At 72.5% G+C, this 24,091-nt stretch carries 26 protein-coding genes and 1 tRNA gene; 9 read left to right on the top strand and 18 right to left on the bottom strand.

What is annotated here, in order from left to right:
- Nucleotides 1–44: 44 nt before the first annotated feature.
- Complete coding sequence (locus ACWEMJ_RS10500; protein ID WP_452136643.1) at nucleotides 45–2,384, bottom strand: chitinase C-terminal domain-containing protein; 2,340 nt, start codon at nucleotides 2,382–2,384, stop codon at nucleotides 45–47.
- 476 nt (nucleotides 2,385–2,860) lie between these two features.
- Between ACWEMJ_RS10500 and ACWEMJ_RS10505 the strand changes: the two genes are divergently transcribed.
- Nucleotides 2,861–2,947, top strand: a tRNA-Leu gene (locus ACWEMJ_RS10505).
- 57 nt (nucleotides 2,948–3,004) lie between these two features.
- On the opposite strand, the gene rdgB is transcribed toward ACWEMJ_RS10505, so the two are convergent.
- The 4 genes from rdgB to ACWEMJ_RS10525 all read right to left on the bottom strand — a co-directional run bounded on the left by rdgB (nucleotide 3,005) and on the right by ACWEMJ_RS10525 (nucleotide 5,268).
- On the bottom strand, nucleotides 3,005–3,610 hold the full coding sequence (gene rdgB / locus ACWEMJ_RS10510) for an RdgB/HAM1 family non-canonical purine NTP pyrophosphatase (RefSeq protein WP_452136596.1): 606 nt from the start codon (nucleotides 3,608–3,610) through the stop codon (nucleotides 3,005–3,007).
- A gap of 29 nt (nucleotides 3,611–3,639) precedes the next feature.
- Nucleotides 3,640–4,068: a hypothetical protein gene (locus ACWEMJ_RS10515; RefSeq protein ID WP_452136597.1), complete on the bottom strand. Its 429-nt coding sequence runs from the start codon at nucleotides 4,066–4,068 to the stop codon at nucleotides 3,640–3,642.
- 101 nt (nucleotides 4,069–4,169) lie between these two features.
- Nucleotides 4,170–4,895 (bottom strand): ribonuclease PH, encoded by a 726-nt coding sequence (gene rph / locus ACWEMJ_RS10520; RefSeq protein ID WP_452136598.1) that lies wholly within the window; start codon nucleotides 4,893–4,895, stop codon nucleotides 4,170–4,172.
- A gap of 139 nt (nucleotides 4,896–5,034) precedes the next feature.
- Nucleotides 5,035–5,268 (bottom strand): glucose PTS transporter subunit EIIB, encoded by a 234-nt coding sequence (locus ACWEMJ_RS10525; RefSeq protein WP_452136599.1) that lies wholly within the window; start codon nucleotides 5,266–5,268, stop codon nucleotides 5,035–5,037.
- 362 nt (nucleotides 5,269–5,630) lie between these two features.
- Between ACWEMJ_RS10525 and ACWEMJ_RS10530 the strand changes: the two genes are divergently transcribed.
- Complete coding sequence (locus ACWEMJ_RS10530) at nucleotides 5,631–6,923, top strand: PTS transporter subunit EIIC (protein ID WP_452136600.1); 1,293 nt, start codon at nucleotides 5,631–5,633, stop codon at nucleotides 6,921–6,923.
- A gap of 182 nt (nucleotides 6,924–7,105) precedes the next feature.
- Entirely contained in the window at nucleotides 7,106–8,350 is a 1,245-nt protein-coding gene (locus ACWEMJ_RS10535; RefSeq protein ID WP_452136601.1) for a PTS transporter subunit EIIC, read from the top strand.
- A 3-nt stretch (nucleotides 8,351–8,353) separates the two neighbouring features.
- On the opposite strand, the gene ACWEMJ_RS10540 is transcribed toward ACWEMJ_RS10535, so the two are convergent.
- Nucleotides 8,354–9,301 carry a LuxR C-terminal-related transcriptional regulator gene (locus ACWEMJ_RS10540; RefSeq protein WP_452136602.1) on the bottom strand — a complete coding sequence of 316 codons (948 nt, stop codon included), beginning with the start codon at nucleotides 9,299–9,301 and terminating at the stop codon, nucleotides 8,354–8,356.
- 141 nt (nucleotides 9,302–9,442) lie between these two features.
- Here ACWEMJ_RS10540 and ACWEMJ_RS10545 point away from each other — a divergent pair, with 141 nt between their 5' ends.
- Nucleotides 9,443–10,399 carry a branched-chain amino acid transaminase gene (locus ACWEMJ_RS10545; protein ID WP_452136603.1) on the top strand — a complete coding sequence of 319 codons (957 nt, stop codon included), beginning with the start codon at nucleotides 9,443–9,445 and terminating at the stop codon, nucleotides 10,397–10,399.
- Here the strand turns inward: ACWEMJ_RS10545 and ACWEMJ_RS10550 are convergent.
- The 9 genes from ACWEMJ_RS10550 to clpS all read right to left on the bottom strand — a co-directional run bounded on the left by ACWEMJ_RS10550 (nucleotide 10,348) and on the right by clpS (nucleotide 16,278).
- Nucleotides 10,348–11,100, bottom strand: coding sequence for an MBL fold metallo-hydrolase (locus ACWEMJ_RS10550; protein ID WP_452136604.1), 753 nt, complete (start codon nucleotides 11,098–11,100; stop codon nucleotides 10,348–10,350). The genes ACWEMJ_RS10545 and ACWEMJ_RS10550 overlap by 52 nt on opposite strands.
- A 160-nt stretch (nucleotides 11,101–11,260) precedes the next feature.
- The gene (locus ACWEMJ_RS10555) at nucleotides 11,261–11,449 is read right to left on the bottom strand and encodes a MerR family transcriptional regulator (protein ID WP_452136605.1); all 189 of its coding nucleotides are present in this window, start codon (nucleotides 11,447–11,449) and stop codon (nucleotides 11,261–11,263) included.
- 244 nt (nucleotides 11,450–11,693) lie between these two features.
- Nucleotides 11,694–12,662, bottom strand: a complete 969-nt coding sequence (locus ACWEMJ_RS10560) for a PLP-dependent cysteine synthase family protein (RefSeq protein ID WP_452136606.1) — start codon at nucleotides 12,660–12,662, stop codon at nucleotides 11,694–11,696.
- Nucleotides 12,662–12,940, bottom strand: coding sequence for a MoaD/ThiS family protein (locus tag ACWEMJ_RS10565; RefSeq protein WP_452136607.1), 279 nt, complete (start codon nucleotides 12,938–12,940; stop codon nucleotides 12,662–12,664). Before ACWEMJ_RS10565 ends, ACWEMJ_RS10560 begins: the two co-directional genes overlap by 1 nt.
- A gap of 115 nt (nucleotides 12,941–13,055) precedes the next feature.
- Nucleotides 13,056–13,169 (bottom strand): putative leader peptide, encoded by a 114-nt coding sequence (locus tag ACWEMJ_RS10570; protein ID WP_338015809.1) that lies wholly within the window; start codon nucleotides 13,167–13,169, stop codon nucleotides 13,056–13,058.
- Nucleotides 13,170–13,309: 140 nt separating this feature from the next.
- Nucleotides 13,310–13,741 (bottom strand): Mov34/MPN/PAD-1 family protein, encoded by a 432-nt coding sequence (locus ACWEMJ_RS10575; RefSeq protein WP_452136608.1) that lies wholly within the window; start codon nucleotides 13,739–13,741, stop codon nucleotides 13,310–13,312.
- Nucleotides 13,742–13,761: 20 nt separating this feature from the next.
- Nucleotides 13,762–15,201 carry an amino acid permease gene (locus tag ACWEMJ_RS10580; protein WP_452136609.1) on the bottom strand — a complete coding sequence of 480 codons (1,440 nt, stop codon included), beginning with the start codon at nucleotides 15,199–15,201 and terminating at the stop codon, nucleotides 13,762–13,764.
- Nucleotides 15,202–15,365: 164 nt separating this feature from the next.
- Nucleotides 15,366–15,941, bottom strand: coding sequence for a DUF2017 domain-containing protein (locus ACWEMJ_RS10585; RefSeq protein WP_452136610.1), 576 nt, complete (start codon nucleotides 15,939–15,941; stop codon nucleotides 15,366–15,368).
- Nucleotides 15,942–15,984: 43 nt separating this feature from the next.
- Nucleotides 15,985–16,278, bottom strand: a complete 294-nt coding sequence (gene clpS, locus ACWEMJ_RS10590) for an ATP-dependent Clp protease adapter ClpS (RefSeq protein ID WP_452136611.1) — start codon at nucleotides 16,276–16,278, stop codon at nucleotides 15,985–15,987.
- 142 nt (nucleotides 16,279–16,420) lie between these two features.
- Between clpS and ACWEMJ_RS10595 the strand changes: the two genes are divergently transcribed.
- On the top strand, nucleotides 16,421–17,728 hold the full coding sequence (locus ACWEMJ_RS10595; RefSeq protein ID WP_452136612.1) for a nicotinate phosphoribosyltransferase: 1,308 nt from the start codon (nucleotides 16,421–16,423) through the stop codon (nucleotides 17,726–17,728).
- Between the two features lie 121 nt (nucleotides 17,729–17,849).
- A complete protein-coding gene (locus tag ACWEMJ_RS10600; protein ID WP_452136613.1) occupies nucleotides 17,850–18,440 on the top strand; it encodes an isochorismatase family protein in 591 nt (196 codons plus the stop codon).
- 59 nt (nucleotides 18,441–18,499) lie between these two features.
- Here the strand turns inward: ACWEMJ_RS10600 and ACWEMJ_RS10605 are convergent, their stop codons facing one another.
- Entirely contained in the window at nucleotides 18,500–19,567 is a 1,068-nt protein-coding gene (locus ACWEMJ_RS10605; RefSeq protein WP_452136614.1) for a hypothetical protein, read from the bottom strand.
- Between the two features lie 317 nt (nucleotides 19,568–19,884).
- Here ACWEMJ_RS10605 and ACWEMJ_RS10610 point away from each other — a divergent pair, with 317 nt between their 5' ends.
- From ACWEMJ_RS10610 to ACWEMJ_RS10620, 3 genes are all read left to right on the top strand, one after another.
- Nucleotides 19,885–20,457 (top strand): hypothetical protein, encoded by a 573-nt coding sequence (locus ACWEMJ_RS10610; RefSeq protein ID WP_452136615.1) that lies wholly within the window; start codon nucleotides 19,885–19,887, stop codon nucleotides 20,455–20,457.
- Nucleotides 20,458–21,104: 647 nt separating this feature from the next.
- Complete coding sequence (locus ACWEMJ_RS10615; protein ID WP_452136616.1) at nucleotides 21,105–21,557, top strand: hypothetical protein; 453 nt, start codon at nucleotides 21,105–21,107, stop codon at nucleotides 21,555–21,557.
- 314 nt (nucleotides 21,558–21,871) lie between these two features.
- Nucleotides 21,872–22,999 (top strand): DUF2332 domain-containing protein, encoded by a 1,128-nt coding sequence (locus ACWEMJ_RS10620; protein ID WP_452136617.1) that lies wholly within the window; start codon nucleotides 21,872–21,874, stop codon nucleotides 22,997–22,999.
- On the opposite strand, the gene ACWEMJ_RS10625 is transcribed toward ACWEMJ_RS10620, so the two are convergent.
- Both ACWEMJ_RS10625 and ACWEMJ_RS10630 read right to left on the bottom strand, forming a co-directional pair.
- Nucleotides 22,971–23,510 carry a DinB family protein gene (locus tag ACWEMJ_RS10625; protein ID WP_452136618.1) on the bottom strand — a complete coding sequence of 180 codons (540 nt, stop codon included), beginning with the start codon at nucleotides 23,508–23,510 and terminating at the stop codon, nucleotides 22,971–22,973. The genes ACWEMJ_RS10620 and ACWEMJ_RS10625 overlap by 29 nt on opposite strands.
- Nucleotides 23,511–23,589: 79 nt before the next feature.
- The gene (locus ACWEMJ_RS10630; protein ID WP_452136619.1) at nucleotides 23,590–24,069 is read right to left on the bottom strand and encodes an HIT family protein; all 480 of its coding nucleotides are present in this window, start codon (nucleotides 24,067–24,069) and stop codon (nucleotides 23,590–23,592) included.
- Nucleotides 24,070–24,091 lie beyond the last annotated feature (22 nt).

Raw genomic sequence — 24,091 nt, forward strand, 5'->3', positions numbered from 1 at the left:
CCCCCCGACCGGGTCGACCGCCACCGCCGTTCATGGGCTCGGGATCAGCAGGCCCCGAGGTCCGTCCAGACGCCCCAGGCGCCGCTCAGCGACGGGTCCTCGCCCGTGGTCCACCACTTGTTCTGGTAGTAGTGGCCCTTCCACGACACCTTGGTGACGGTGGCGTAGGCGGTCGCGGCGTTCCAGCTCGGCGCGGCCGAGCAGGTGCCGGTCGACGCGGACGGCGAGGCCGACTGCGAAGCCGAGGCGGACGCGGACGCCGACGGCGAGGCCGACTGCGACGGGGACGCCGAGGCGGAGGCCGAGGTGCTCGGCGACGGCGAACCGGTGCTCGTGGTGGTGCCGCGGGTGTAGTCGCCGGCGATGCCGTACAGGGTGCCGCCGACGTTGACGGTCCAGTTGGCGGGGGTGGAGACCGGCAGGTAGTAGACGAAGGCGACGTCCACCGAGGCGCCGGGCGCCAGCGACTGCCAGGTGGGCAGCTTCAGCGAGACGCGGTTGTAGGTGCCCTTCAGCCCGCCGATGTTGTTGCCGGTGTGGTCGGCCCGGACGACCTTGGAGCCGAAGCCGGACTGGTCGGCGGCGTTGCTGGGCGCGGAGGTCGAGTAGTCGAACTGGAACTCGGTGCCGCCGGGCAGCGTGACCGTCGAGTTGTTGACGATGTGGATCTTCGGGTTGATCGGGTAGTTGTTGTCGCCCAACGCGAAGTTGGTGAACGACACGTCGATCGGCAGGGTCTGCTGCGGCAGCGCGATGGTGGAGCGGGTCGCGCCGTACGCCGAGGCCGACTTGAACTTGTCGTACAGCAGCGAGGTCATGGTGTTGCCCTGGACGTACTCGCCCTTGCCGCCGTTGGCGGTGGCGTCCCACTTGTAGTCGCCGGCGAGCTCCCAGATCATCGCGCCGCCGACGCCCTGGTTGACCACGTAGTCGGCCTTGGCGCCGATGGACTGGTCGTCCTCGGTGGACAGGAAGACCTTCTTGTCGGCGTTCCACAGCCACGGCGAGGCCAGGGCCGCGCTGTAGTTGCGGGCGTAGCTGCCCTTGAGCGAGGTGTCGGTGACGCCGTACTTGGAGAGGTAGTCCGGCACGACGCCGTTCTCCAGGTTCTTGGCGTGCCACATCGGGTTGGAGCCGGCCGGCGACTCCTTGCCGTTGTCGTCCAGGTCGTGCCAGATGTTGTCGATGCCGACGGCGCCGTCACCACAGGTGGTCAGGCCGGAGCCGGCCGGACAGTTGGTGGTGGAGGCGGTGCCCCACAGGCCGTTGGTGCCGCCCTGGACGTTCTGGAAGCCGCGGGTGTAGTACGGCACGCCGAGGTTGATCCGGCCGGCCGGCATCGCGCCGCGGAAGTAGTGGACGGCCCAGTCGCCGTTCAGGTAGCCGATGCCGCCGTACTGCGAGGTGCCGTACACGTTGGCGGCCGCCAGCTCGGCGTCCTTGCCGTCGTCGTACAGCGCGGCGTTCGGGCCGACGTACTTGTTCCACGCGCCGTGCAGGTCGTACGACATGATGTTGACGTAGTCCAGGTACTGGGTGACCTGGAAGGTCTCCATGCCGCGCAGCAGGTAGCCCGAGGACGGGGCGGCGACCGACAGCAGGTAGTACTTGCCGTCGGCGGCGGAGGCCCGGTCGAGCTTCTCGCGCATGGTCTTCATCAGCGCCGCGTAGCCCTTCATCAGGGACGCGCGCTTGGCGTTGGAGATGGAGTAGTCGAGCGGGTTGCCCGCGTCCTTCATCGAGGTCGGGTACTCGTAGTCGAGGTCGACGCCGTTGAAGCCGTACTTCTTGATGAAGTTGACGGCGGAGTCCGCGAAGGTGTTGATGCCGGCCTGGTTGACCGACCCGTCCGCGTTGACGGTCATCGAGTAGAAGCCGCCGGAGTTGACCCGCTTGCCCGAGTCGTCGAAGTAGCCGCCGGTCTCGGCCCAACCGCCCACCGACACCATGGTCTTGACGTTCGGGTACTGCTTCTTGTACTTCGTCAGCAGGTTGAAGTGGCCCTTGTACGGGAGCGAGGGGTCCATCTCCGCGCCGGCCACGCCCGGGAAGGTCATCCCGGTGGAGGCGTTGTTCGGGCCGTCGGTGCCCACCGAGAGGGTGTTGTCGCTGCCGACGTGCGCGAACGCGTAGTTGAGGTGGGTGACCTTGTCCCACGGGATGTTGTTCACCAGGTAGGCGGGGGTGCCGTCCTTGCCGGTGCGCCAGCTGGTGAAGTAGCCGATGACGCGGCGCTGGTGGTCGGCGCCCATCTGCTCGCGGCCGCTGGTGTCGTAGACGTTGCAGTAGGGGACGTCGACGCCGGGCGTGGTGTACATGCCGTCGGGGCGGCACGCCTGGTTGTCGACGGCGGCGGCGGACGGGGCGACGCCGAGCGTGCCCATCAGCAGGCCCGCCAGGCCCGCCGCGGCGGTGGTCGCGAACGCCACCTTGCGGCCGGTCCTCTGACGGCCGGCAGCGGTGGGGCGCTGCGCCGTGGTGTGTCGGATCAACACTCGGTCCTCCGGGAGAGAGTGTCGTGGGCACGCCTGTGGGAGGGCATGCACATGTGGGGGAAGTTCCGCCGAACTTAAAAGGTCTGGACCACCCGCGTCAACAGGTCTGTACCAACTTGGCAAGAAAGGCCGAACCGTCCGCACTCGGACGATCCGGCCCTCCACAGGGCGAGTTGACGCCACCTCATGCCGGCGGCCGACGCCCCGGACGAGTGGACCCGCTGCCCGCGAGGAGGACCGACGCAGTGCGAGCCCAATAGGTCTGTACCAATTCCCGGCCGCCCCGAACGGGCCCCGGACGCCGCCCGAAAGGGTGGTGCACGCCGAGGTGACGGCCAAGTAGCATGACGGGGAAGTCGCTGCCTGCGGTCTTGGCGGAATTGGCAGACGCCCGGGTTTTAGGTGCCCGTGAGAGCAATCTCGTGAGGGTTCGAGTCCCTCAGGCCGCACCATCGGCGAGGGCCCGCCCGGAGCGTTCCGGGCGGGCCCTCGTCGTCGGAGCGGCGGGCTCAGCCGAGCAGTTCGGCGACCACCGGGGCGAGCGAGCGGAACGCCTGGCCGCGGTGGCTGATCGCGTTCTTCTCCTCGGCGCTCAGCTCGGCGCAGGTCCGGCTCTCGCCGAGCGGCTGCAGGATCGGGTCGTAGCCGAAGCCGTTGGAACCGGCCGGCTCGGTGCGCAGGGTGCCGTGCAGCCGGCCCTCGACGACCCGCTCGGTGCCGTCGGGCAGCGCGAGCGCGGCGGCGCAGGCGAAGGACGCGGCGCGGTGCTCGGCCGCGATGTCGCCGAGCTGGGCGAGCAGCAGGTCCAGGTTGGCCTTGTCGTCGCCGTGCCGGCCGGCCCAGCGGGCGGAGAAGATGCCGGGCGCCCCGCCGAGCACGTCCACGCACAGCCCGGAGTCGTCGGCGACCGCGGGGAGTCCGGTGGCGCGTGCCAGCGCGTGCGCCTTGAGCAGGGCGTTCTCGGCGAAGGTCACGCCGGTCTCGGGAACGTCCGGCACCTCGGGGTAGGCGTCCGCGCCGACCAGTTCGACGTCCAGCCCGGCCGCGCCGAGGATGTCGCGCAGCTCGGCGACCTTGTGCTGGTTACGGGTGGCGAGAACGAGGCGCTTGGTCATGCCCGCAAGCCTAACCACCCGCCGCGGGCTCAGCCCGCGCACACCTTGCCGACCCGGCCCACGGCGTCCCCGAGCGGCCCGAGGTCGGGCACCTGGTTGTTGTCGACCGCCTGCTGCACCTTGTCGACCTGGCTCTGCAGGTCGCCGACGGCCTTGCTCAGGTCGGCGTCGCCGGAGTTGCGGCCGATCTTGTCCAGGTCGGCCTTGAGCTGCTGCACGGCCTGGCCGGCGGCCTCCGGGTCCTGGTCGGCGTTGTTGAACGCGGTACCGAGCTGGGCCACGTCGGTGGAGAGCTGCACGGCGGTGTTGGCGCAGCTCACCGCCTTCTCCGCGGCGGAACAGCTGACCGCGCTCAGCGGCAGGATCAGCACCAGCGCGGCGACGGCCAGCGCGGTGGTGCGGTTGATGCTGAGCGGCTGCTGCATCGGCGAGTCCTCCAGGAGGGTGTGCGGGCTCACAGCGAACGTTAAGGGTCTGCCCGCGCGGCTGTACAGCACACGCGGGCCGGCCCCTCGCTTCTGACGGCCTTTCGGGCCACCGCGGTTCCCGGGAGGGAGAGTTACAGACCGAGCGCCTTGCGCTGGATCTCGTCGAGCTCGGCGCAGCCCAGGCTGCCCAGGTCGAGCAGCTGGTTGAGCAGGTCGCGGTCGAACGGGGCGCCCTCGGCGGTGCCCTGGACCTCGACGAAGCGCCCGTCGGAGGTGCAGACGATGTTCATGTCGGTCTCGGCCCGGACGTCCTCCTCGTAGCGGAGGTCGAGCATCGGGACGCCGTCGATGATGCCGACGCTGACGGCGCTGACGCCGCCGGTGATCGGCTGCCCCTTGGCGCGCAGCAGCTTCTTGTCGCGGGCCCAGGAGACCGCGTCGACCAGCGCCACGTACGCGCCGGTGATGGCCGCGGTGCGGGTACCGCCGTCGGCCTGCAGGACGTCGCAGTCCAGCACGAAGGTGTTCTCGGCGAGCGCCCGGTGGTCGACCACGGCGCGCAGCGAGCGGCCGATCAGCCGGCTGATCTCGTGGGTGCGGCCGCCGATCTTGCCGCGCACCGACTCGCGGTCGCCGCGGGTGTTGGTGGCCCGGGGCAGCATGGCGTACTCGGCGGTGACCCAGCCCTCGCCGCTGCCCTTGCGCCAGCGCGGGACGCCCTCGGTGACGCTGGCGGTGCACAGCACCTTGGTGTCGCCGTAGGAGACCAGGACGGAGCCTTCGGCGTGCTTGCTCCAGCCCCGTTCGATGGTGATGGGGCGGAGCTGGTCGGGGGTGCGGCCGTCGATGCGTGACATGCGAACGAGCGTATCCCGTCCGGCTCCCGGCCTCCTCGCCGTCCCCACCGGACGCCCGCCGGACGCGCGGCGGCCCGCCGCGGGACGCGCGACGGCCCGCCGCCGGAGTTCCGGGGGCGGGCCGTCGGGAAGGCGGCTCTCACATCATGTCTTCGATCTCGGCTGCGAGCGGGTCGGCGTCGGTGCCGATGACGACCTGGATGGCCGTGCCCATCTTCACCACACCGTGGGCGCCGGCGGCCTTGAGCGCCGCCTCGTCGACCTTGGAGGCGTCGTGGACCTCGGTGCGCAGCCGGGTGATGCAGCCCTCGACCTCGTCGATGTTGTCGATACCGCCGAGACCGGCGACGATCTTCTCAGCCTTGCTGGCCATGGTCTTTCTCCCTCTGTCTCGGCGCTCCGGCGGTCGGTCGCCGGGTGCCGTCCTGCGTGTGCGTGGTACCGGCCGGAAGTGACTCGGGATCAGTCTGCCGGGCGTTCCGACGGCGCGACCAGCATCACCCGATTCCGGACGATTTGCCAGGTAGGTCCACGTTCGGACCAGCTCCGCGCGCGGCCCGCTCCGGGGCCGCCCGAGGATGACGACCAGCGGGTGTTCGAACCCGGCGGACCTCCTCCGGCCCTATAAATGGTCTACACCAATTGTAGGTGTACTCCGACAACGCCGGACGGTCCGCCGGTGTTCCTGCCCCGCCCACGCCAGACCGGACGGGCACGGACACGGAGGGCCGACGCATGAGTTCAACGGGCGCCACCGCTCATCGGAGCACCTGGTGGCACACCTTCTACGGCGGCCTGCAGAAGATGGGCCGCAGCCTCCAGCTGCCGGTCGCCGTGCTGCCCGCCGCCGGCATCCTGAACCGGCTCGGCCAGGACGACATCTTCGGCAAGGACGGCCTCGGCTGGGACAAGGTCGCCGCCGCCATCGGCGCGGCCGGCGGCGCGCTGCTCAACCCGGCCCTCGGCCTGCCGCTGCTGTTCTGCATCGGCGTGGCGATCGGCATGGCCAAGAAGGCCGACGGCTCCACCGCGCTGGCCGCGGTGGCCGGCTTCCTGGTCTACTACGCCGTCCTGCAGGCCTTCCCGAAGTCCTGCCCGGCCCCCTCGGTGCTCCAGGGGACGGTCTGCGTGGACTTCGCCGCCAAATCGGTGGTGAAGGTGGACTTCCAGAATCCCGGCGTGCTCGGCGGCATCCTGATGGGCCTCTTCTCGGCCTGGCTGTGGGTGCGCTTCCACCGGGTCAGGCTGGTCGACTGGCTGGGCTTCTTCAACGGCCGCCGGCTGGTCCCGATGATCACCGCGCTGGTCGGCCTGCTGTTCGGCTCGCTGATGGTGTGGATCTGGCAGCCGATCGGCACCGGGCTGACGGACTTCTCCAAATGGCTGTCCGACCTGGGCGCGGGCGGCTCCGGCATCTTCGGCGTCGCCAACCGCGCACTGCTGCTGATCGGCATGCACCAGCTGCTGAACACCTTCGTCTGGTTCCAGTTCGGCGAGTACACCAACCCGGACACCGGCAAGACCGCCACCGGCGACATCGGCCGCTTCCTGGCCGGCGACCCGACCGCCGGCCAGTTCCTCTCCGGCTTCTTCCCGATCATGATGTTCGCGCTGCCCGCCGCCGCGATGGCGATCGCCGCCGCCGCCAAGCCGCACCGCCGCAAGGAGATCTACGGCCTGATGACCTCGGTCGCGCTGACCTCCTTCGTCACCGGCGTCACCGAGCCCATCGAGTACTCCTTCGCCTACGTCGCCCCGCTGCTCTACGGGGTGCACGCCCTGCTCACCGGCGCCTCGATGGCCATCACCTGGGCCCTCGGCGTCCATGACGGCTTCAGCTTCTCGGCCGGCCTGCTCGACTACGTGATCAACTGGGGGCTGGCCACCAAACCCTGGCTGATCATCCCGATCGGCCTGTGCTTCGCGGTGGTCTACTACGTGCTGTTCAGGTTCATCATCGTCAAGTTCGACCTGAAGACCCCCGGACGCGAGGACGAGGACGAGGTCGAGGACGTCACCAAGGCCTGAGGGATTCGCCCCGCGCGCCCCCGGTGGGAGACAATTCCCCACCGGGGGCGCAGGTTTCGATTGCGCAGCGCTTGCCGGGGGCGGCCGCTCGGAGGGTTACGGAGCCTGTACGGCGCGTGCCAGAATCTGGACCGGACCAGTGGTCTAGACCAGGATCGCGCTGCCGTGAGGAACCGCCCGCTATGAGTACGACCGCACCGAACTCGCAGGCGGCGCCGGGGATACGGGCCCTGCTCACCCGGGTCTTCCCGGCCCTGCAGAAGATCGGCCGCAGCCTCCAGCTCCCGATCGCCGTCCTCCCCGCCGCCGGCATCCTGCTCCGGCTCGGCCAGGACGACGTCTTCGGCCCCAAGGGACTCGGCTGGACCAAGGTCGCCGAGGTCTTCGCCGCCTCCGGCCACGCGGTCTTCGACTGGATGCCGCTGCTGTTCTGCGTCGGCATCGCGATCGGCTGCGCGAAGAAGGCCGACGGCTCCACCGCGCTGGCCGCCCTGGTCGGCTTCCTGACCTACCACCAGGTGCTCACCGCGTTCCCGAAGACCGGCTACGTCGAACTGCCCGGCAAGGACATCGAAGCCACCTACCAGGACCCCGGCGTGCTCGGCGGCGTGGTCGTCGGCCTGCTCTCCGCCGTGCTGTGGCAGCGCCTGCACCGCACCCGACTGGTCGACTGGCTGGGCTTCTTCAACGGCCGCCGGCTCGTCCCCATCGTGATGGCCTTCGTCGGCACCGGCCTCGGCGTCTTCTTCGGCCTGTGCTGGGGCCCGATCGGCTCCGTCGTCGACGACTTCAGCAACTGGGTGATCGGCCTCGGCGCGCTCGGCTCCGGCGTCTACGGCCTGATCAACCGCGGCCTGCTGCCCTTCGGCCTGCACCAGTTCGCCAACACCTTCTTCTGGCAGCAGGCCGGCTCCTACACGGTGGGCGACCGCACCTTCCACGGCGACCAGACCCGGTTCTTCCAGTTCGACCCCGGCGCGGGCCAGTTCATGACCGGCTTCTTCCCGGTCATGATGTTCGGCCTGCCCGCCGCCGCCCTCGCCATCGCCCACTGCGCCCGCCCCGAACGCCGCCGGGCCGTCCTCGGCATGATGGTCTCGCTCGCCCTCACCTCCTTCGTCACCGGCATCACCGAGCCCATCGAGTTCGCCTTCGTCTTCATCGCCCCCGCGCTCTACGCCGCCCACGCCCTGCTCACCGGCATCTCCATGGCCGCCAGCTGGGCGCTCGGCGTCCACCACGGCTTCACCTTCTCCGCCGGCGTCATCGACTACGTCCTCAACTGGGGCTACGCCACCAGACCTTGGCTGATCGTCCCGATCGGGCTGGTGGTCGCGGTGGTCTACTACACGACCTTCCGCTTCGTCATCCTCCGCTTCGACCTGAGGACGCCGGGACGCGAGGAGGAGGGGTTCGAGGACGGGTAGCGGTCAGATCCACCCCAGGCGCGCCGCGTGCACCCCCGCCTGGAACCGCGACTGCGCCCCGAGCGCCGCGGTCAGGTCCGCCACCAGCCGCCGCACCGTGCGGTCCGAGATCTCCAGCTTCCGCCCGATCGCCTGGTCGGTCAGCCCCGCCGCCAGCAGCCGCAGCACCTCCCGGTGCCGGTCGTCCGGCGCGGCCCGCCCCAGCAGTTCGGACGGCACCCAGCTGGCCGCCCAGAAGTGCTCGAACAGCTCCCGCACCACCGACACCACGGCCGGGTCGCGCACCACTACCGCCGCCGTGCCCGGCGGCTCGCCGGGCGCGGGCAGCACCGCCAGGTGCGCGTCCACCACGATCAGCCACAGCGGCAGCGTGTGCGCGACGCGGATCCTCGCGCCGGCGGCGGTGAGCTCCTGGACGTGCGCGAGCACGGCGCCCTGGTGCAGGGCGGCGGCGGGGTAGATGGTGCGCAGCGCCACCCGGTGGGCGAGGGCGATCCGTTCGCGGGCGAGCTTCTCGGCGAGGCCGGTCTCGGACTGGTCCTGCCCGGGCCGCAGCGACAGCGCCTCGGTGCGGGCGGCCCGGGCGGCGTCCTCCAGCAGGGCGGCGATCCGGTCGGGGCCGCGGACGAGTTCGTGGGCGGCGGCGGTGCGCAGCGGCAGGTAGTGGCGGTGCAGGTGCTCGACCTGTTCGTGGGTGCGGCGGGCCTCGTCGAGCAGGGCGGCGAGCCGGTGGTCGGAGTCGGCGAGCAGGCGGCGCACGGAGGTGTCGACGGAGACGGCGGCCACGCCGTTCGCGGTGGCGCCGGTCGGCCGGAGCAGCCCGAGCTCCCGCAGGTTCTCCAGCGCCCGCTCGAACTCCCCTTCCTCGCAGCCGAGTTCGGCCCGCAGCGCGTCCAGTGGGCAGCCGGGTTCGGCGAGCAGGCGGGCGTACAGGGCGGTGCTGGTCTCCACCCTTCCGGAGCCTAGGGCCGCGACCGGTGGGCGGACGCCTTCTTTTCAGCATGCGAGACGGCTGCGCCGGTGGCGGCCATGGCCGGATCCGGCGCGCCCGCGGCCCTTCGCGCACCGGGCCGGGCTGTCCAGGATGGCGGCATGGCGATCGAAGAGTCCTCGGTGATCTGGTTCGACGGCGCGCTGGTGCCCTGGCGGGAGGCGCGCGTCCATGTGCTGACCCACGCGCTGCACTACGGCACGGGGGTGCTGGAGGGCACCCGGGTGTTCGACACGGCCGACGGCCCGGCGGTGTTCCGGCTGCCCGAGCACCTGGCCCGGCTGGACCGCAGCGCCCGTATGCTGCGCATGGAACTCCCTTATTCCACCGCGGAGTTGGCGGCGGCCACGGTGGCCCTGGTGGCGGCCAACGGCCACCGGGAGTGCTACCTGCGGCACCTGGCGTTCCTGGGCTACGGCTCGATGGGGCTGGACATGCGCCACTCGCCCGTCGGCGTGTCGATCGCGTCCTGGGAGTGGCCGGCCTACCTGCCGGCGGGGCGCGGGCTGCGGCTGATGACCAGCAGTTGGCGGCGCACCGACCCCAACTCCGTTCCCCCGGCGGCGAAGGCGACCGGCCCGTACCTGAACTCGGCGCTGGCCCGCCGGGAGGCGACCGACGCCGGGTTCGACGAGGCGCTGCTGCTGGCCCCGGACGGGACGGTCAGCGAGTGCAGTTCGGAGAACGTGTTCACGGTGCGCGACGGCGTGCTGCGGACCACCCCGGCGAGCGCGGGGGCGCTGGAGGGGATCACCCAGGACACCGTGCTGACGCTGGCCCGCGACCTGGGCGCGGAGGTCCGGGTGGAGCCGCTGCTGCGCTCGGACCTGTACGCGGCCGACGAGGTGTTCCTCTCCGGGACGGCCGCCGGGGTGGTCCCGGTCGGCTCCCTGGACAACCGCGAACTACCGTCGCACCAGGGCGAGTTGACGAAGAAGCTGGCGCAGGCCTACCGGGCGGCGGTGCACGGCGAGGACCCGCGCTACCGGCACTGGCTGACGCCGGTTCACAGCTCGTGGACGGCGCCGGCGCGGGCCAGCTCGACCGGCCCGGAGTAGACGGCCGCGGCGTCCCGGCGGTTGCGTTCGGCGTCGGTCCACGGCGGGATGTGGGTGAGCACCAGCCGCTTGGCGCCGGCCCGGGCGGCGTGCTCGCCGGCCTGCCGCCCGTTGAGGTGGATGGCCTCGGCGGTCTCCTTGCCGTGCGTGTAGGCCGCCTCGCACAGGAACAGGTCGGCGTCGCGGGCGAGTTCGACCAGGTCCTGGCAGGTGCCGGTGTCGCCGGAGTAGACCAGGCTGCGGCCGCCGTGCTCGATCCGGAAGCCGTACGCCTCGGTGTCCAGGTGGTTGACCAGGGCCGCGGTGACGGTGAGCGGGCCGAGTCGCAGGCGGGCGCCGTCGGCGAGGTCGCGGAAGTCGAAGACCTCGGTCATGCCGGGCTTCTCCGGCATGTCGTAGGCGCGGGCCAGGCGCTCGGCGGTGCCGGTCGGTCCGTAGACGGGCAGCGGTGCGGGGCAGCCCTCGACCCGGTAGTTGCGGGCCACCCAGTAGGCGCACAGGTCGATGCAGTGGTCGGCGTGCAGGTGGCTGAGCAGGACGGCGTCCACGTCGTACAGGCCGGTGTGCTTCTGCAGGTTGCCGAGGGCGCCGTTGCCGAGGTCGACCACCAGGCGGTAGCCGTCGGCCTCCACCAGGTAGCTGGAGCACGGGGATTCCACGGACGGGAAGCTCCCCGAGCACCCCACCACGGTCAGTTTCATGCCGAGCCCTTCCCGCCCCGTCGGGCCAACGTCCGCGGCCGTCCGCGCCGCCCGGTGGCGGAGCGGCTTCTTCGAGTGTCGAGGGTAAGGGCCGGGCGGCACTTTGCCCCCTCTCCCGTGCCGCGCTGTGGGCGGAATCACCAGGACGGGGCGCGGCGTCTCAGCGCCGTCCCGGGCGGGCCCGGGCCCAGTGCCGGATGGTCTGCGGGTACCAGCGGGGGCGGCCTTCGGGGTCCAGCCGGTCGGGGTGCGGAAGCAGGCCGTGGCGCTTGTAGTTGCGGACGGTCTCGGCCTGCACGCCGATGTGGCGGGCGATCTCGACGTAGGACCAGAGCTTCCGGCCGGGCATGGGTGCCCACCTCCACGGTGACGGTGAACCAAGCGGTGCGCCGTCAGCCTCGGGGGCGCTCGCGCGGGGCGGGCGCGCGACGTGCGGCGGTCGCGGTTCCGTGACAGAGCGGTCACCCGGAACGGACAAATACCGGGTTGTCACAGTGAGCGGACCATCACACCGGCATACCGTACGACCAGCGCGAACGCCGACGGCGCGGCACCCCGGTGGGGGTGCCGCGCCGTCGGACCGACGTCTTCCGTCAGGCCCAGAGCTGGCCCTGCAGGGCCTCGACCGCCGCCTCGGTGGACTCGGCGGTGTAGATGCCGGTGGACAGGTACTTCCAGCCGCCGTCGGCGACCACGAACACCACGTCCGCCCGCTCGCCGGCCCGGGCCGCCTTGCGGGCCGCCCCGATCGCGGCGTGCAGGATCGCGCCGGTGGAGACGCCCGCGAAGATGCCTTCCTGCTGCAGCAGTTCACGCGTGCGGGCGACCGCGTCGGCCGAGCCGACCGAGAAGCGGGTGGTGAGCACCTCGGCGTCGTACAGCTCGGGGACGAAGCCCTCGTCGAGGTTGCGCAGGCCGTACACCAGGTCGTCGTAGCGCGGCTCGGCGGCGACGATCTGCACGCCGGGGACCTTCTCGCGCAGGTACCGGCCGACGCCCATCAGGGTGCCGGTGGTGCCCAGGCCCGCCACGAAGTGGGTGACGGTGGGCAGGTCGGCGAGGATCTCCGGGCCGGTGCCGTGGTAGTGCGCGCCGGCGTTGTCCGGGTTGCCGTACTGGTAGAGCATCACCCAGTCCGGGTGCTCGGCGGCGATCTCCTTGGCGATCCGCACCGCGGTGTTGGAGCCGCCGGCGGCCGGCGAGGGGATGATCTCCGCGCCCCACATCCGCAGCAGCTCGCGGCGCTCCTCGCTGGTGTTCTCCGGCATCACGCAGACCATCCGGTAGCCCTTGAGCTTGGCCGCCATGGCGAGCGAGATGCCGGTGTTGCCGCTGGTCGGCTCCAGGATCGTGCAGCCCGGGGTGAGCCGCCCCTCGGCCTCGGCGCGCTCGATCATGTGCAGCGCCGGACGGTCCTTGATCGAGCCGGTCGGGTTGCGGTCCTCCAGCTTGGCCCACAGCGTGACCAGGCCGTCCTCGTTGCCGGGCACCGCCGCGGAGATCCGCGGCAGCCGCACCAGCGGGGTGTTGCCGACGGCCTCGATCGGGCTGTCGTAGCGCATTACCGCATACCGCCGGCCACGGCCGGGAGGATCGTGACGCTGTCGCCGTCGGTCAGCGCGGTGGCCACGCCGTCCAGGAAGCGGACGTCCTCGTCGTTCAGGTAGACGTTGACGAAGCGGCGCAGCTCGCCGCCGTCCAGCAGGCGGGCGGCGATGCCGGGGTGGCGGGCGTCGAGGTCGGTGAACAGCTCCCCGAGGTCGGCGCCGTTGCCGTCGACGGCCTTGGCGCCGTCGGTGTAGGTACGGAGGATGGTCGGGATGCGGACCTCGATGGCCATGGCTGCGCTCCTGTGGAGTGAAGTCGGGTTGCCGGGCCGGTCGGGGCACGGCAGGGGGAAGGGCCCCGGGGCGGCCGGGGCGGGAGGATCAGAAGCTTGTCGGTCGGCTCTGCCGTCAGCGCGCGGCGGTGCCGGGACAGATCGCGCTGGCGAGCCGGCACAGGTCGACGTGCAGGCGTGCCACGAGGCGGGTGCCTGGGGCCTGAATGCTCACATCGACGGAACGCATGGACACATCGTATAGATTCCCGCCCCTGCTTTGACATGCCCGTCTCGGCATCCGGTCGTCTTCGTTCCGGGCAATGAGAAAACGGGCCCGCCCGCCGCGCACCGCGCGGCCTCGGCGGGCCCGTCGAGGGGCTGCTGGGCTCAGGCCTGGTAGGCCTCGACCACCTGGACGTCTTCCTCCGTGATCACACCGTCCACGATGCGGAACGAACGGAACTGGTAGGGGTCGTCCTCGCCGGCGCCCTCGGCGGTGGAGACCAGCACGTAGTGGGCGAACGGCTCGGAGGCGTAGCTCACGTCGGTGCGGGACGGGTAGGCCTCGGTGGCGGTGTGCGAGTGGTAGATCACCACCGGCTCCTCGTCCCGGTCGTCCATCTCGCGGTAGAGCTTCAGCAGGTCGCCGGAGTCGAACTCGTAGAAGGTGGGCGAGCGGGCCGCGTTGAGCATCGGGACGAACCGCTCGGGCCGGCCGGTGCCGGCCGGTCCGGCGATCACGCCGCACGCCTCGTCCGGGTGGTCGGCGCGGGCGTGGGCGACCATCCGGTCGCGCAGTTCTCGGGTGATGGTCAGCATGCGGCCAGGATAGCGAGGGGTCAGTCGCCGCTTGAGGCGTGCAGGTGGCTGTGCGGATCGCCGTGCACGGCGGCCGGGTCACGGCGGCTGAGCACCCGGTAGCCGACCACCAGCAGCAGCGCCCAGACCGGGAAGACGTACAGCGAGATCCGGGCGTTCGGGTCGATGCCGATCAGCACCGCGACCAGTCCGAGGAAGGCCAGCGCCAGCCGGCGGCTCCAGTTGCCGCCGGGCGCGCGGAAGGTCGGCGCGGGCAGCCGGCCGGCCTTCCAGGCGCTGCGGTAGCGCAGCTGGCTGGCCAGGATCGCCCCCCAGGTCCACAGGCCGCAGACGGTGGCGACCGAGGTGATGTACTCGAACGCCCGCTCCGGGACCAGGGCGTTGAGCACCACGCCGGCGCCCATCAGCAGGCAGGAGACGGTGATCGCGGCGGCGGGGGTGCGGCTGGCGGTGAGCCGGGTGAGCCGGCGCGGGGCCTGCCGGCGCAGCGCCAGGTCGCGCAGCATCCGGCCGGTGGAGTACATCCCGGAGTTGCAGGAGGACAGCGCCGCGGTGAGCACCACGAAGTTGATGATGCCGGCCGCCGCGGGGATGCCGACCTTGCCGAACGCGGCGACGAACGGGCTGACGCCCGGCTCGAACTCGTTCCACGGCACCAGCGACAGGATGATCAGCAGCGCGCCGACGTAGAACAGCGCGATGCGCGCCGGCAGGGTGTTGATCGCCCGCGGCAGGATCCGCTCGGGGTTCTCGCTCTCGCCCGCGGTGACGCCGACCAGCTCCACGCCCAGGTAGGCGAACATGACGATCTGCAGCGACATCACGGTGGCGCCGACGCCCTTGGGGAAGAAGCCGCCGTCCTTCCACAGGTGGGTGATCGAGGCGGTGTCGCCGGCCGCGGAGAAGCCGAAGACCAGCACGCCGATGCCGATCAGGATCATGCCGACGATCGCGGTGACCTTGACCATGGAGAACCAGAACTCGATCTCGCCGAACAGCTTCACCGAGATCAGGTTGGCCCCGTACAGCAGCAGCAGGAACACCAGCGCCGTCCCCCACTGCGGGACGCCGGGCTCCCAGAACCGCACGTAGACGGCGGCGGCGGTGGTCTCGGCCATGCCGGTGACCACCCAGAACAGCCAGTACGTCCAGCCGGTGACGAAGCCGGCGAACGGGCCGAGGAACTCCCGGGCGTACTCGGCGAAGCTGCCCGACACCGGGCGGTAGGTGAGCAGTTCGCCGAGCGCCCGCATGATCACGAAGATCACCAGGCCGGCCACCGCGTAGGCCAGCAGCAGGCTCGGGCCGGCCTTGGAGATGGCGGTGCCGGCGCCGAGGAACAGGCCGGTGCCGATCGCCCCGCCGATGGCGATCATCTGGATCTGCCGGCTGCCGAGCCCCCGCTGGTAGCCCTCCTCGTCGGGGACCGCGTCGGTCGCCTCGTTCGTCCCGTGTGCCATCTGCCCGCCTCGCCCTCCCGGTCCGCGCCGACCGGGCGGTCGGCGCGCCCCGTCTTCCCTGGCTGGCAGCAGTGAATCATGGGAAAGCCGCGGAACGGCGCGTATCGGGGCGTTCGCAGAACAATCGGACAATACGAGCGAACGGGGGCCCAGGCGGGCCGATTTCAGCCGGTCATCGCCTCCAGCAGGCTCTCCTGCATCGCGCCGAGCCACAGGTAGGCGATCACCAGCGGCTTGCGCGGGTCGCTCTCCGGCAGGTCGTACAGGCCGTCGTCGTCCTCCTCGGTGACCTCCAGCCGGGAGCCGAGGGTCAGCCGCAGGTCGTTGAGCGCGCCCAGCCAGCGCGGGCACTCCTGCGCGCCGACGGCGACCACGCCGCCCTCGCCGCCGAGGCCGTCCAGCGCCCGCACCACCGCGAGGGCGTCCTCGCGCTTGCGGGCCCGCAGGTCCAGCTCGGTGTAGCGGCGGAACTCGGAGGCCATCTCGGCGGTCCGCCCGTCCTCGGGCGCGCCCGGGCCGCCGTACGCGTCGGGGAACAGCCGCAGCAGCGCCGGGTCCTCGGGCGCCTCGCTGGGGCCCTCGGCGAACAGCGCCGCCAGCGGGTCCTCGTGCTCCCCGCCGGGCGGCGGGCCGATCAGCTCCAGCATCTGCACTTCCAGCGAGCGCAGGATGGAAGCCTCGAACTCGTCCAGCGGGATCGCCGCGCCGCCGCCCGCGGCGCTCTCGAACAAACCGGCCATGTGTTTCGGATCAGTCCCTCGTGGATCGGTGGGTGACGGGCCGTCAGTCGTGCTGCAGGGTGGCCCACAGGCCGTAGCCGTGCATCGCCTGCACGTCGCGCTCCATCTCCTCGCGGGTGCCGCTGGAGACCACCGCCCGCCCCTTGGTGTGCACGTCCATCATCAGCCGGCGCGCCTTGTCCTTCGGGTAGCCGAAGTAGCTCTGGAACACGTACTGCACGTAGGTCATCAGGTTGACCGGGTCGTTGTGGACGATGGTCACCCAGGGAGTGTCCGGCTCCGTGACCGCGAGCCCCTCCACCTCCGGGCGCTCGATCTCCACCGGCGCGACACTCACAGTCCGTCTCTCCTCGTCGACCTCGGCCTTCCCCCTCGGCCCATGCTTCCATCCGAGCGACGGCGGAGCGAATCAGGGTCGCCCGACACGGACCGCGAGGGAAATCGTCACTCTGACGCTAAGTGGTAGTAGCATCATTCCCATGAACGCCATCACCGCGCGGCGCAGCTCCGCGCTGCTCACCGACCGCTACGAGCTGACCATGCTGCAGGCCGCCCTGCGCAGCGGCGCCGCGCACCGCCGCTCGGTCTTCGAGGTGTTCACCCGCCGCCTGCCGAACGGCCGCCGCTACGGCGTCCTGGCGGGCACCGGCCGGGTGCTGGACGCCGTGGAGGACTTCCGGTTCACGACGGCGCAGCTCGACTGGCTCGCCGACCAGCGGGTGGTGGACGAGGAGACCCTGCGCTTCCTCGCCGACTACCGCTTCACCGGCGACATCCACGGCTACCCCGAGGGCGAGGTGTACTTCCCCGGCTCGCCGCTGCTGACCGTCGAGGGCAGCTTCGCCGAGGCGGTGATCCTGGAGACGGTGATCCTGTCGATCCTCAACTTCGACTCGGCGATCGCCGCCGCGGCCTCCCGGATGACGGCCGCCGCGGGCGAGCGCCCGGTGATCGAGATGGGCGCCCGCCGCGCCCACGAGCAGGCCGCCGTCGCCGCCGCCCGGGCCGCGTACCTGGCGGGCTTCTCCGCCACCTCCGACCTGGAGGCCGGCTTCACGTACGGCATCCCGACCACCGGCACCGCCGCGCACGCCTTCACCCTGCTGCACGACAGCGAGAAGGACGCCTTCACCGCGCAGATCGAGTCGATGGGCCGCGCCACCACCCTGCTGGTCGACACCTACGACCTCGCCGAGGCGGTCCGCACCGCCGTCGAGGTGGCCGGGCCCGGCCTCGGCGCCGTCCGGATCGACTCCGGCGACCTGACGCTGCTGGCCCACCGGGTCCGCCGCCAGCTCGACGAGCTCGGCGCCACCGACACGAAGATCATCGTCACCTCCGACCTCGACGAGTACGCCATCGCCGCGCTCGCTGCCGCGCCCGTGGACGGCTACGGCGTCGGCACCAGCCTGGTCACCGGCAGCGGCCACCCGACCTGCGCGATGGTCTACAAGCTGGTCGCCCGCGAGTCCTCGGCCGGCGGCGAGCTCGTCCCGGTCGCCAAGCGCTCGGCCGGCGGCAAGACCAGCATCGGCGGCCGCAAGTGGGCCGCCCGCCGCCCCGACACGGACGGCGTCGCCGAGGCCGAGGTGGTCGGCACCGGCCCGGTGCCCGCCGAACTGGAGCCGCACCTGCTGCACGTCCCGCTGATCACCGCCGGCGAGGTGGTCGGCCGGGAGCCGCTGGAGGCCGCCCGCGAACGCCACCGCCGCGCCCGCGCCGCGCTGCCGCTGTCCGCCACCCAGCTGTCCCGCGGCGAGCCGGTGATCGGCACCGAGCGGTACTGAGGCCCGGCACTTCCGCCGCCGCCCGGCACTCCCTAGAGTGCCAACCGCCCCACCGTCCCCACCCCGACACCTGTGCGACCGGGGCCCGCCCCGGACCGCACCCCACGGAGAGAAGCCAGTCATGCACCGGGCCCTGATCGTCGTCGACGTGCAGAACGACTTCTGCGAAGGCGGCAGCCTCGCCGTCGCCGGCGGGGCCGAGGTCGCGGCCGCGATCACCGACCTGATCGCCGACTCCGCGCCCGGCTACGCCCACATCGTCGCCACCCGCGACCACCACATCGAACCCGGTGCGCACTTCGCCGCCGAGCCCGACTACGTCCGCAGCTGGCCCGCGCACTGCGTGGCCGGCACCGAGGGCGTGGGCTTCCACCCCAACTTCGCGCCCTCGGTGACCTCCGGCGCGATCGAGGCGGTCTTCTCCAAGGGCGAGTACGCCGCCGCCTACAGCGGCTTCGAGGGCCGCGACGAGCACGGCGGCTCGCTCGCCGACTGGCTGAACGAGCGCGGCGTCACCGACGTCGACGTGGTCGGCATCGCCACCGACCACTGCGTCCGCGCCACCGCCCTGGACGCCGCCCGGGAGGGCTTCGCCACCCGCGTCCTGCTCGACCTGACGGCCGGGGTCGCGCCCGCCACCACCACGGCCGCGCTCGACGAACTGCGCACTGCCGGCGTCGAGTTGACGGGCACGCCGGTGGTCCGCGGCTGAGCTGTGCGACTGTGTGGTGCGGCCCCCAGGGCCTCGCCGGAGGCTCGGTGCCCGGGGGCTCAGCGCTCGGTGACCGTCAGGGCCACCACGTCCTCGCCGCCGAGCCGGTACGCCTCGGCCAGCTCGTCGCCGACCGCGTCCCGTTCGGCGGCGAGCCGGGCCGAGCCGACGTAGACCACCCGCACCCCGAGGTACTCCATCCGGTGCTGCCCGGCCCGCACCCAGGCCGCCTCGCCCTCGCTGACGCAGCGCACCTCGGAGTCCACCTCCACCGCCACCGCCGCCTCGGGCCAGAACAGGTCCGGCACCGCGATGTACGTGCCGCCGCGCATCCGCAGCTCGGGGCCGGGCAGCGGCAGCGGCAGGCCCTGCTCGACGGCCAGCTCCAGCAGCGAGGACAGCGCCGACTCCCGCTGCGCGGCCAGCAGTTCGTCCACCGCCGCGCGCACCGGAGGCTCCGCCAGCAGGCCCGCGTCGGTCAGCTCCGCGAGCAGCTCGGACACGCCGCAGCCGCCGACCCGCTCCAACGCCTCGCGCAGCACCGCCCGCAGCAGCCCCGGGCCGACCCGGCAGGCCTCGTACGCGCCGTGCTCGCCCTGCGCACCCGGGCCGCCCGGCTCGAACGCGCCCTGCTCGGCCCACTCGCGGACCGCGTCCGCGACCGCCCGGGCGACCGGCGCGCAGGCCAGCCCGTGCACCTCGCGGGCCACCAACTCCCGTTCGGTGCGCCGGATCCGGACCTGTCCCGCATCCCGCAGCCGGCGCTGCCGGGGCACCAGCACCTCCACCCCGAGCACCGCGGGCAGCCTCGGCATCGACACGAACCCGTACAGCGCCAGCGCCGCCGCGCCGGTGATCACCGCCCGCTCCCGGCCGCCCTCGGCGCGGCCGTTCTGCGCCGCGTACAGCAGCGCCGCCCACATCCGCTGCTCCGGGGTCGGCGGCCCCTCCTGGAGCAGGTACACCCGCGGCAGCAGGCGCTGCCACGGACCGCCCTGCCGGCAGTGCTCGCTCACCAGGCGGGCCGGCACGCCCCGGGCGCGCAACTGGCTGGCCGTCACCACATTCTGCTGGCGCCGGGCGAGCTCTTCGAGAGAGGTGGGCTGCTGCGGAATCCGGTAGCTCATACCGCTCACATTCCCCTTCGCCCCTGACAGCCGACGCCGGACCTGACGACCTGTTACCCAACCGTCGTCAAACCGGGACTGCCCTGCACTAAAGTCCCCATACCCTCACCCATTCGGCGTATCGGGCATTCGAACCGTTGTCGGATCGGATCGGACGTACCACCTACAATCCGATTTTCATTGGATCAACACAGCATTGCGATCCGATCGCTTCCGGGCCTCCCACCTGCGGAATCTGACCGACCGTGACCGTCCCCCCACGGAGCGACACCCCCGGGGGCATCGGCGGGCTTTGCGAATTGCCTACCATCAGGCACATGTCCCGCGACGAGTCATCCGCCCAGCGCGCTGCCAGACTGCGCCTCGGCCGCCTGCCCGGCTACGTCCGCCAACCCGATCCCGCCCGGCGCGGCGGAGAGGACGGACGTGCGTACAAGAAGGGCTGGGAAGTCCGTTTCACGGCGCGCAGCGAAGAGGAGATAACCGAAATCCGCGAGCTGGTCACGGCCGCCGGGTTCGCCCCCGCGCGGCCGTTCTTCAAGGGCCACCAGCTGATCCAGCCGGTGTACGGCATCGCCGCCGTGCAGGCCTACCTGGCCGCCCGCGAGGCCGCCGAGGAGAACGGCCGGGTCCGGCGCACCGCCGGCATCCCCGAGCAGCTGCGGCGCGAGCCCGACAGCGTGGCGGCCGCCGCGCGGGCCGCCGAGGCGGCTGCGGCGGAGGCCGCGACGGCCGCTGCGGAGGCGGCCCTGGAGGCGGGCCCCCGGGGCGAGGCGCGGAGCGAAGTGCGAGGCGAAGTGCGAGGCGAAGTGCGGGGCGAGGTGCGGGGCGAGGGCTCCAGGGCCGCTCTGCGCCCCGTTCGGGAGGCGGGTGGCCCCGAGGGTCGCTGACCGCCCCGCAAGGTCGCCAGGGAGCCCTTCTGGGCTCCCTGGGGCGGTTTTTGACGGTACGTCAGGCGCTCGGCGTCGTGAGCGGTCCCGATGCCGGGGGGTTCGGATTCGGTCGGGGTGGTCGACGCGGGCCGCGGCGGCCGCAACCCGGGGCGGGCGCGGATGTCGCCGCCCGCGCTCCGGCTCGCGCCGCCGTTCGCGCTCCTGTTCGCGTCCCTGCTCGCACTCCCGCTCCCGCCCCCGGTCGGCGCGGGTGGCCGTCGCGGGTGGCCGGCACGGTCCCCGCGCGCGTGCCGGCGTGCGTGTTCGCGGCGGTGCGGCCGGCCCGATGTGTGATGGTGGTCATGCCCGCGGTCCGGGTTTCGCCCGCGAAGGTGAGCCCCGCCGCCGCGTCCGCGTTCACCCGCGAGGCCTAAGACGGCCCGCCAACTGCCGTGCGGCCACTGCCGATCCACCGCCCTTGACCAGGCGCGACGCGCTCGCGGCCGGGCCGGGCGGACGGCGGCCGCCGGCTGCTCGTCGCGCGGCGTCCGGAACCGGCTCCGGCCCCGGGCATCTCAGCAGACTTGTCACCCACAGCACCCGCCCGAGGGCCTAGAGTGAGCGCAGACGCTCCCCGTCCGGACCCAGATCGAGAGGCAGCTGATGTGACTGATCGTCATGTCCCGGCCGCGGACTCGGCATGTGCTGATCGGTCCACCGAACTCCCCCGCATCTCGGTCGAGTTCGCGGCGTTCTGCGAGCTGCACGAGCCGCGGTACCGCAGCTACGCCCGGGTCTGGTTCGAGGAACCCGCCGCCGCCCACCGGGTGGTCCGGCTCGCCCTGCGCGAACTGGCCGAGGTCTGGCCCGCCGTGCTGGAGAGCCCCAATCCGGCGGCCGCGGCCTGGCAGATCCTGCGCGACACCGTCACCGAACAGCACGCGCTGGCCGGGGCCGAGGAGCTGCGCCCGGACGTCGACGCCGAGGAGGACCTGGCGATCCTGCACTACGTGGTCGGCCTGGCCACCCCCGAGATCGCCGACGTGGTGGGCGTCGACACCGCCAGCATCACCAGCCAGCTCCGGCAGACCCACCGGCGACGCACCACCGACTGGTGACCGGCCTCCCGGTCGGTGACCGGCCTCCCGGTCGGTGACCGGCCTCCCGGACGCGCCGGGCGGGGGCTCGGGCCAGGCGCAGGCGGAGGGGAGCAGGCGCACAACGCGCGCCGCGCGCCCCCGGGTTGCCCCCGTCGCCCCTTGTGCGCTTCCCGCGCGGTCGCCCGGTGGTCCACGCCGGTCGCAGCGGGGTTCCGTGCCGCCCCGACAGCCGCGGTGCCCCGTGAGCCAAATCACCGCCGGAGCCGCTACCGGAGGGCCGGTCGGGGGCGAAGGATGACGTCCTGATCACCTCAGGACGGAGGAGTTCCCGCATGACCGTCGAGCACGCCGTGGCCATGTTCCGACACCAGGCCGAGGCCTGCGCGGAGCTCGGCTCCCCGCTGTCCGCCGCGCTGCTGCGCCGGGCCGCCGAGGACCTCGCGGCGGGCGGCCCGTGCGCCGCCGCGATCGCCGGCCACGAGGACGCCCCCGGCCCGTCCGCGATCGCGCTGCGCCTGCTCGGCGCCGTCCACGCCCTGGTGATCTCCGGCCGGGCCCCCGCCCTCGCCGTCCACTACCCGAGCGCGGGCGGCGCCTTCGACCCCGCCGACCCGGACGCCCCCTGGCCGGCGTTCCGCGCCACCGTCGCCGACCACCTGCCGTGGATCCGCGAGTGGCTCACCCGCCCGCCGCAGACCAACGAGGTCGGCCGCGCCAACCTGCTGCTCACCGGCCTGGCCTGGGCCCAGCACCGGCTCGCCGAGGACGCGCCCGCCGCCGCGCCGCTGCCGGTCCGACTGTACGAACTCGGCTCCAGCGCGGGGCTCAACCTCCTTGCCGAGCAGTTCCGTTGCGTCTCCCCCGGCTTCGCGTACGGCCCGCCGGACTCGCCCGTGGTCCTCGCCGACGCCTGGCGCGGCGAGCCGCCCGCCTGGCTGCGCGGCGCGCCCCTCCAGCGGGTGGTGGAGCGCCGCGGCTGCGACCCGACGCCGATCGACCCGCGGTCCGCGGACGGCGCCCTCGCCCTGCGCGCCTACCTCTGGGCCGACCAACTCCCGCGCGTGGAACGTCTGAACGGCGCCCTCGCCCTCGCAGCCCGCTTCCCCGCCCCGGTCGAACCGGTCGGCGCGGCCGCGTTCCTGCGCGACGTCCGGGTCGCCGACGGGGCGCTCACCGTGGTCTGGCACTCGATCATGCGCCAGTACGTGCCCGCCGACGAATGGCGGTCCGTGGAAGCCGAGTTGGACCGCCTGGCGGCCGCGTCCGGCCCGTCCGCCCCGTTCGTCCACCTCGCCCTGGAGCCGCGCCGGGTCGGCCCCGGCCACCGCTTTCTGCTCACCGCCCGCCTCGGCGCCGGGCCCACCACGGTGCTCGCCGAGGCGATGCCGCACGGCCTGCCCGCGTGGACCCTGGACGCCGACGACCCCGCCCTCAACCCGCCAGGTGCTTCGCGCCGGTGACGTCGTAGCGGTGGTGCACCGGGTCGTGGATCAGGTAACGGGCGAAGGACTCCACCGTGAACCGGGCGCCGTCGCTGCGCAGCCCCGTCCGCCCCCGGGCGCCGTCCGGCACCGCCTCGAAGGCGCGCGCCAACTGCTCGGCGGCGGCGGCGAGTTCCTCCGACACCACGGCCGGCTGCTGCTCGCCGTAACGCTCCTCGACGGCGGTCGCGTCCTGGTCCCAGTTGGCGAACAGCGGGTCGTCCTCGCCCAGGATCAGCCTCAGCCGCACTTCGAACAGCCGGAACACGTCCCGCACGTGGCACGCGTACTCCAGCACCGACCACACCTCCGGCCGCGGCCGCTCCCGCAACGCCGCCGGATCGCCCGCCAGCAGCTCCGTCCAGGCCGCCGCGTTCGCCCGGATCATGCCCGGGACCTGCTCGAACCGCACGGCCGGCGTGTCCAGCCCGCACTCCGTGCAGGGGCGCTCAAGCACCCAGGTCCAGTCCTTGGTGTCAGGGATCATCATGCGCCCAGCATCACCCGCCCCTCCCCCGCCCCACCAGGGCCACCACCGCCACCGGCCGTCGAGATCCCGCCACCCGCCCTCAGCGCGACCCGCCCAGCGCGGCGGCCACCCCGCGCCCGATCGCGTCCATCTCCGGCGCCGACACCGCCCGCTCACCCGCCTTCAACAATCCGAACACCCGCGGCCCCCGCAACTCCACCCCCAACTCCCGCCCCCGCGGCACCACATGAAAGTGCACATGCGCGAACCCCGCGGCCTCCCCGAACTGCGCCACATACGCCTTCTCGCACCCCGTCACCACCTCCACCGCCCGCGCCAACCTCACCAACCACCCACCCAGCGACGCCGCCTCCCCCGCACTCAGCTCCGCCATCGACTCCACATGCCGCCGCGGCAACAGCACCAACCACCCCGGCAACGCACAATCCACCGCATGCGCCACCCGCCAGTACTCGTCCACCGCGATCCGCTGATACAGCGGCAACCCCTCGAACTCCGCCTCCCGCTCGCACGAATAGCACCCCACCGCCCGAACCCCCTCCATCCCCTTGCACAGCACGGCTCCCCGAGCAGCGGCACAG

Source organism: Kitasatospora sp. NPDC004531 (assembly GCF_053602195.1).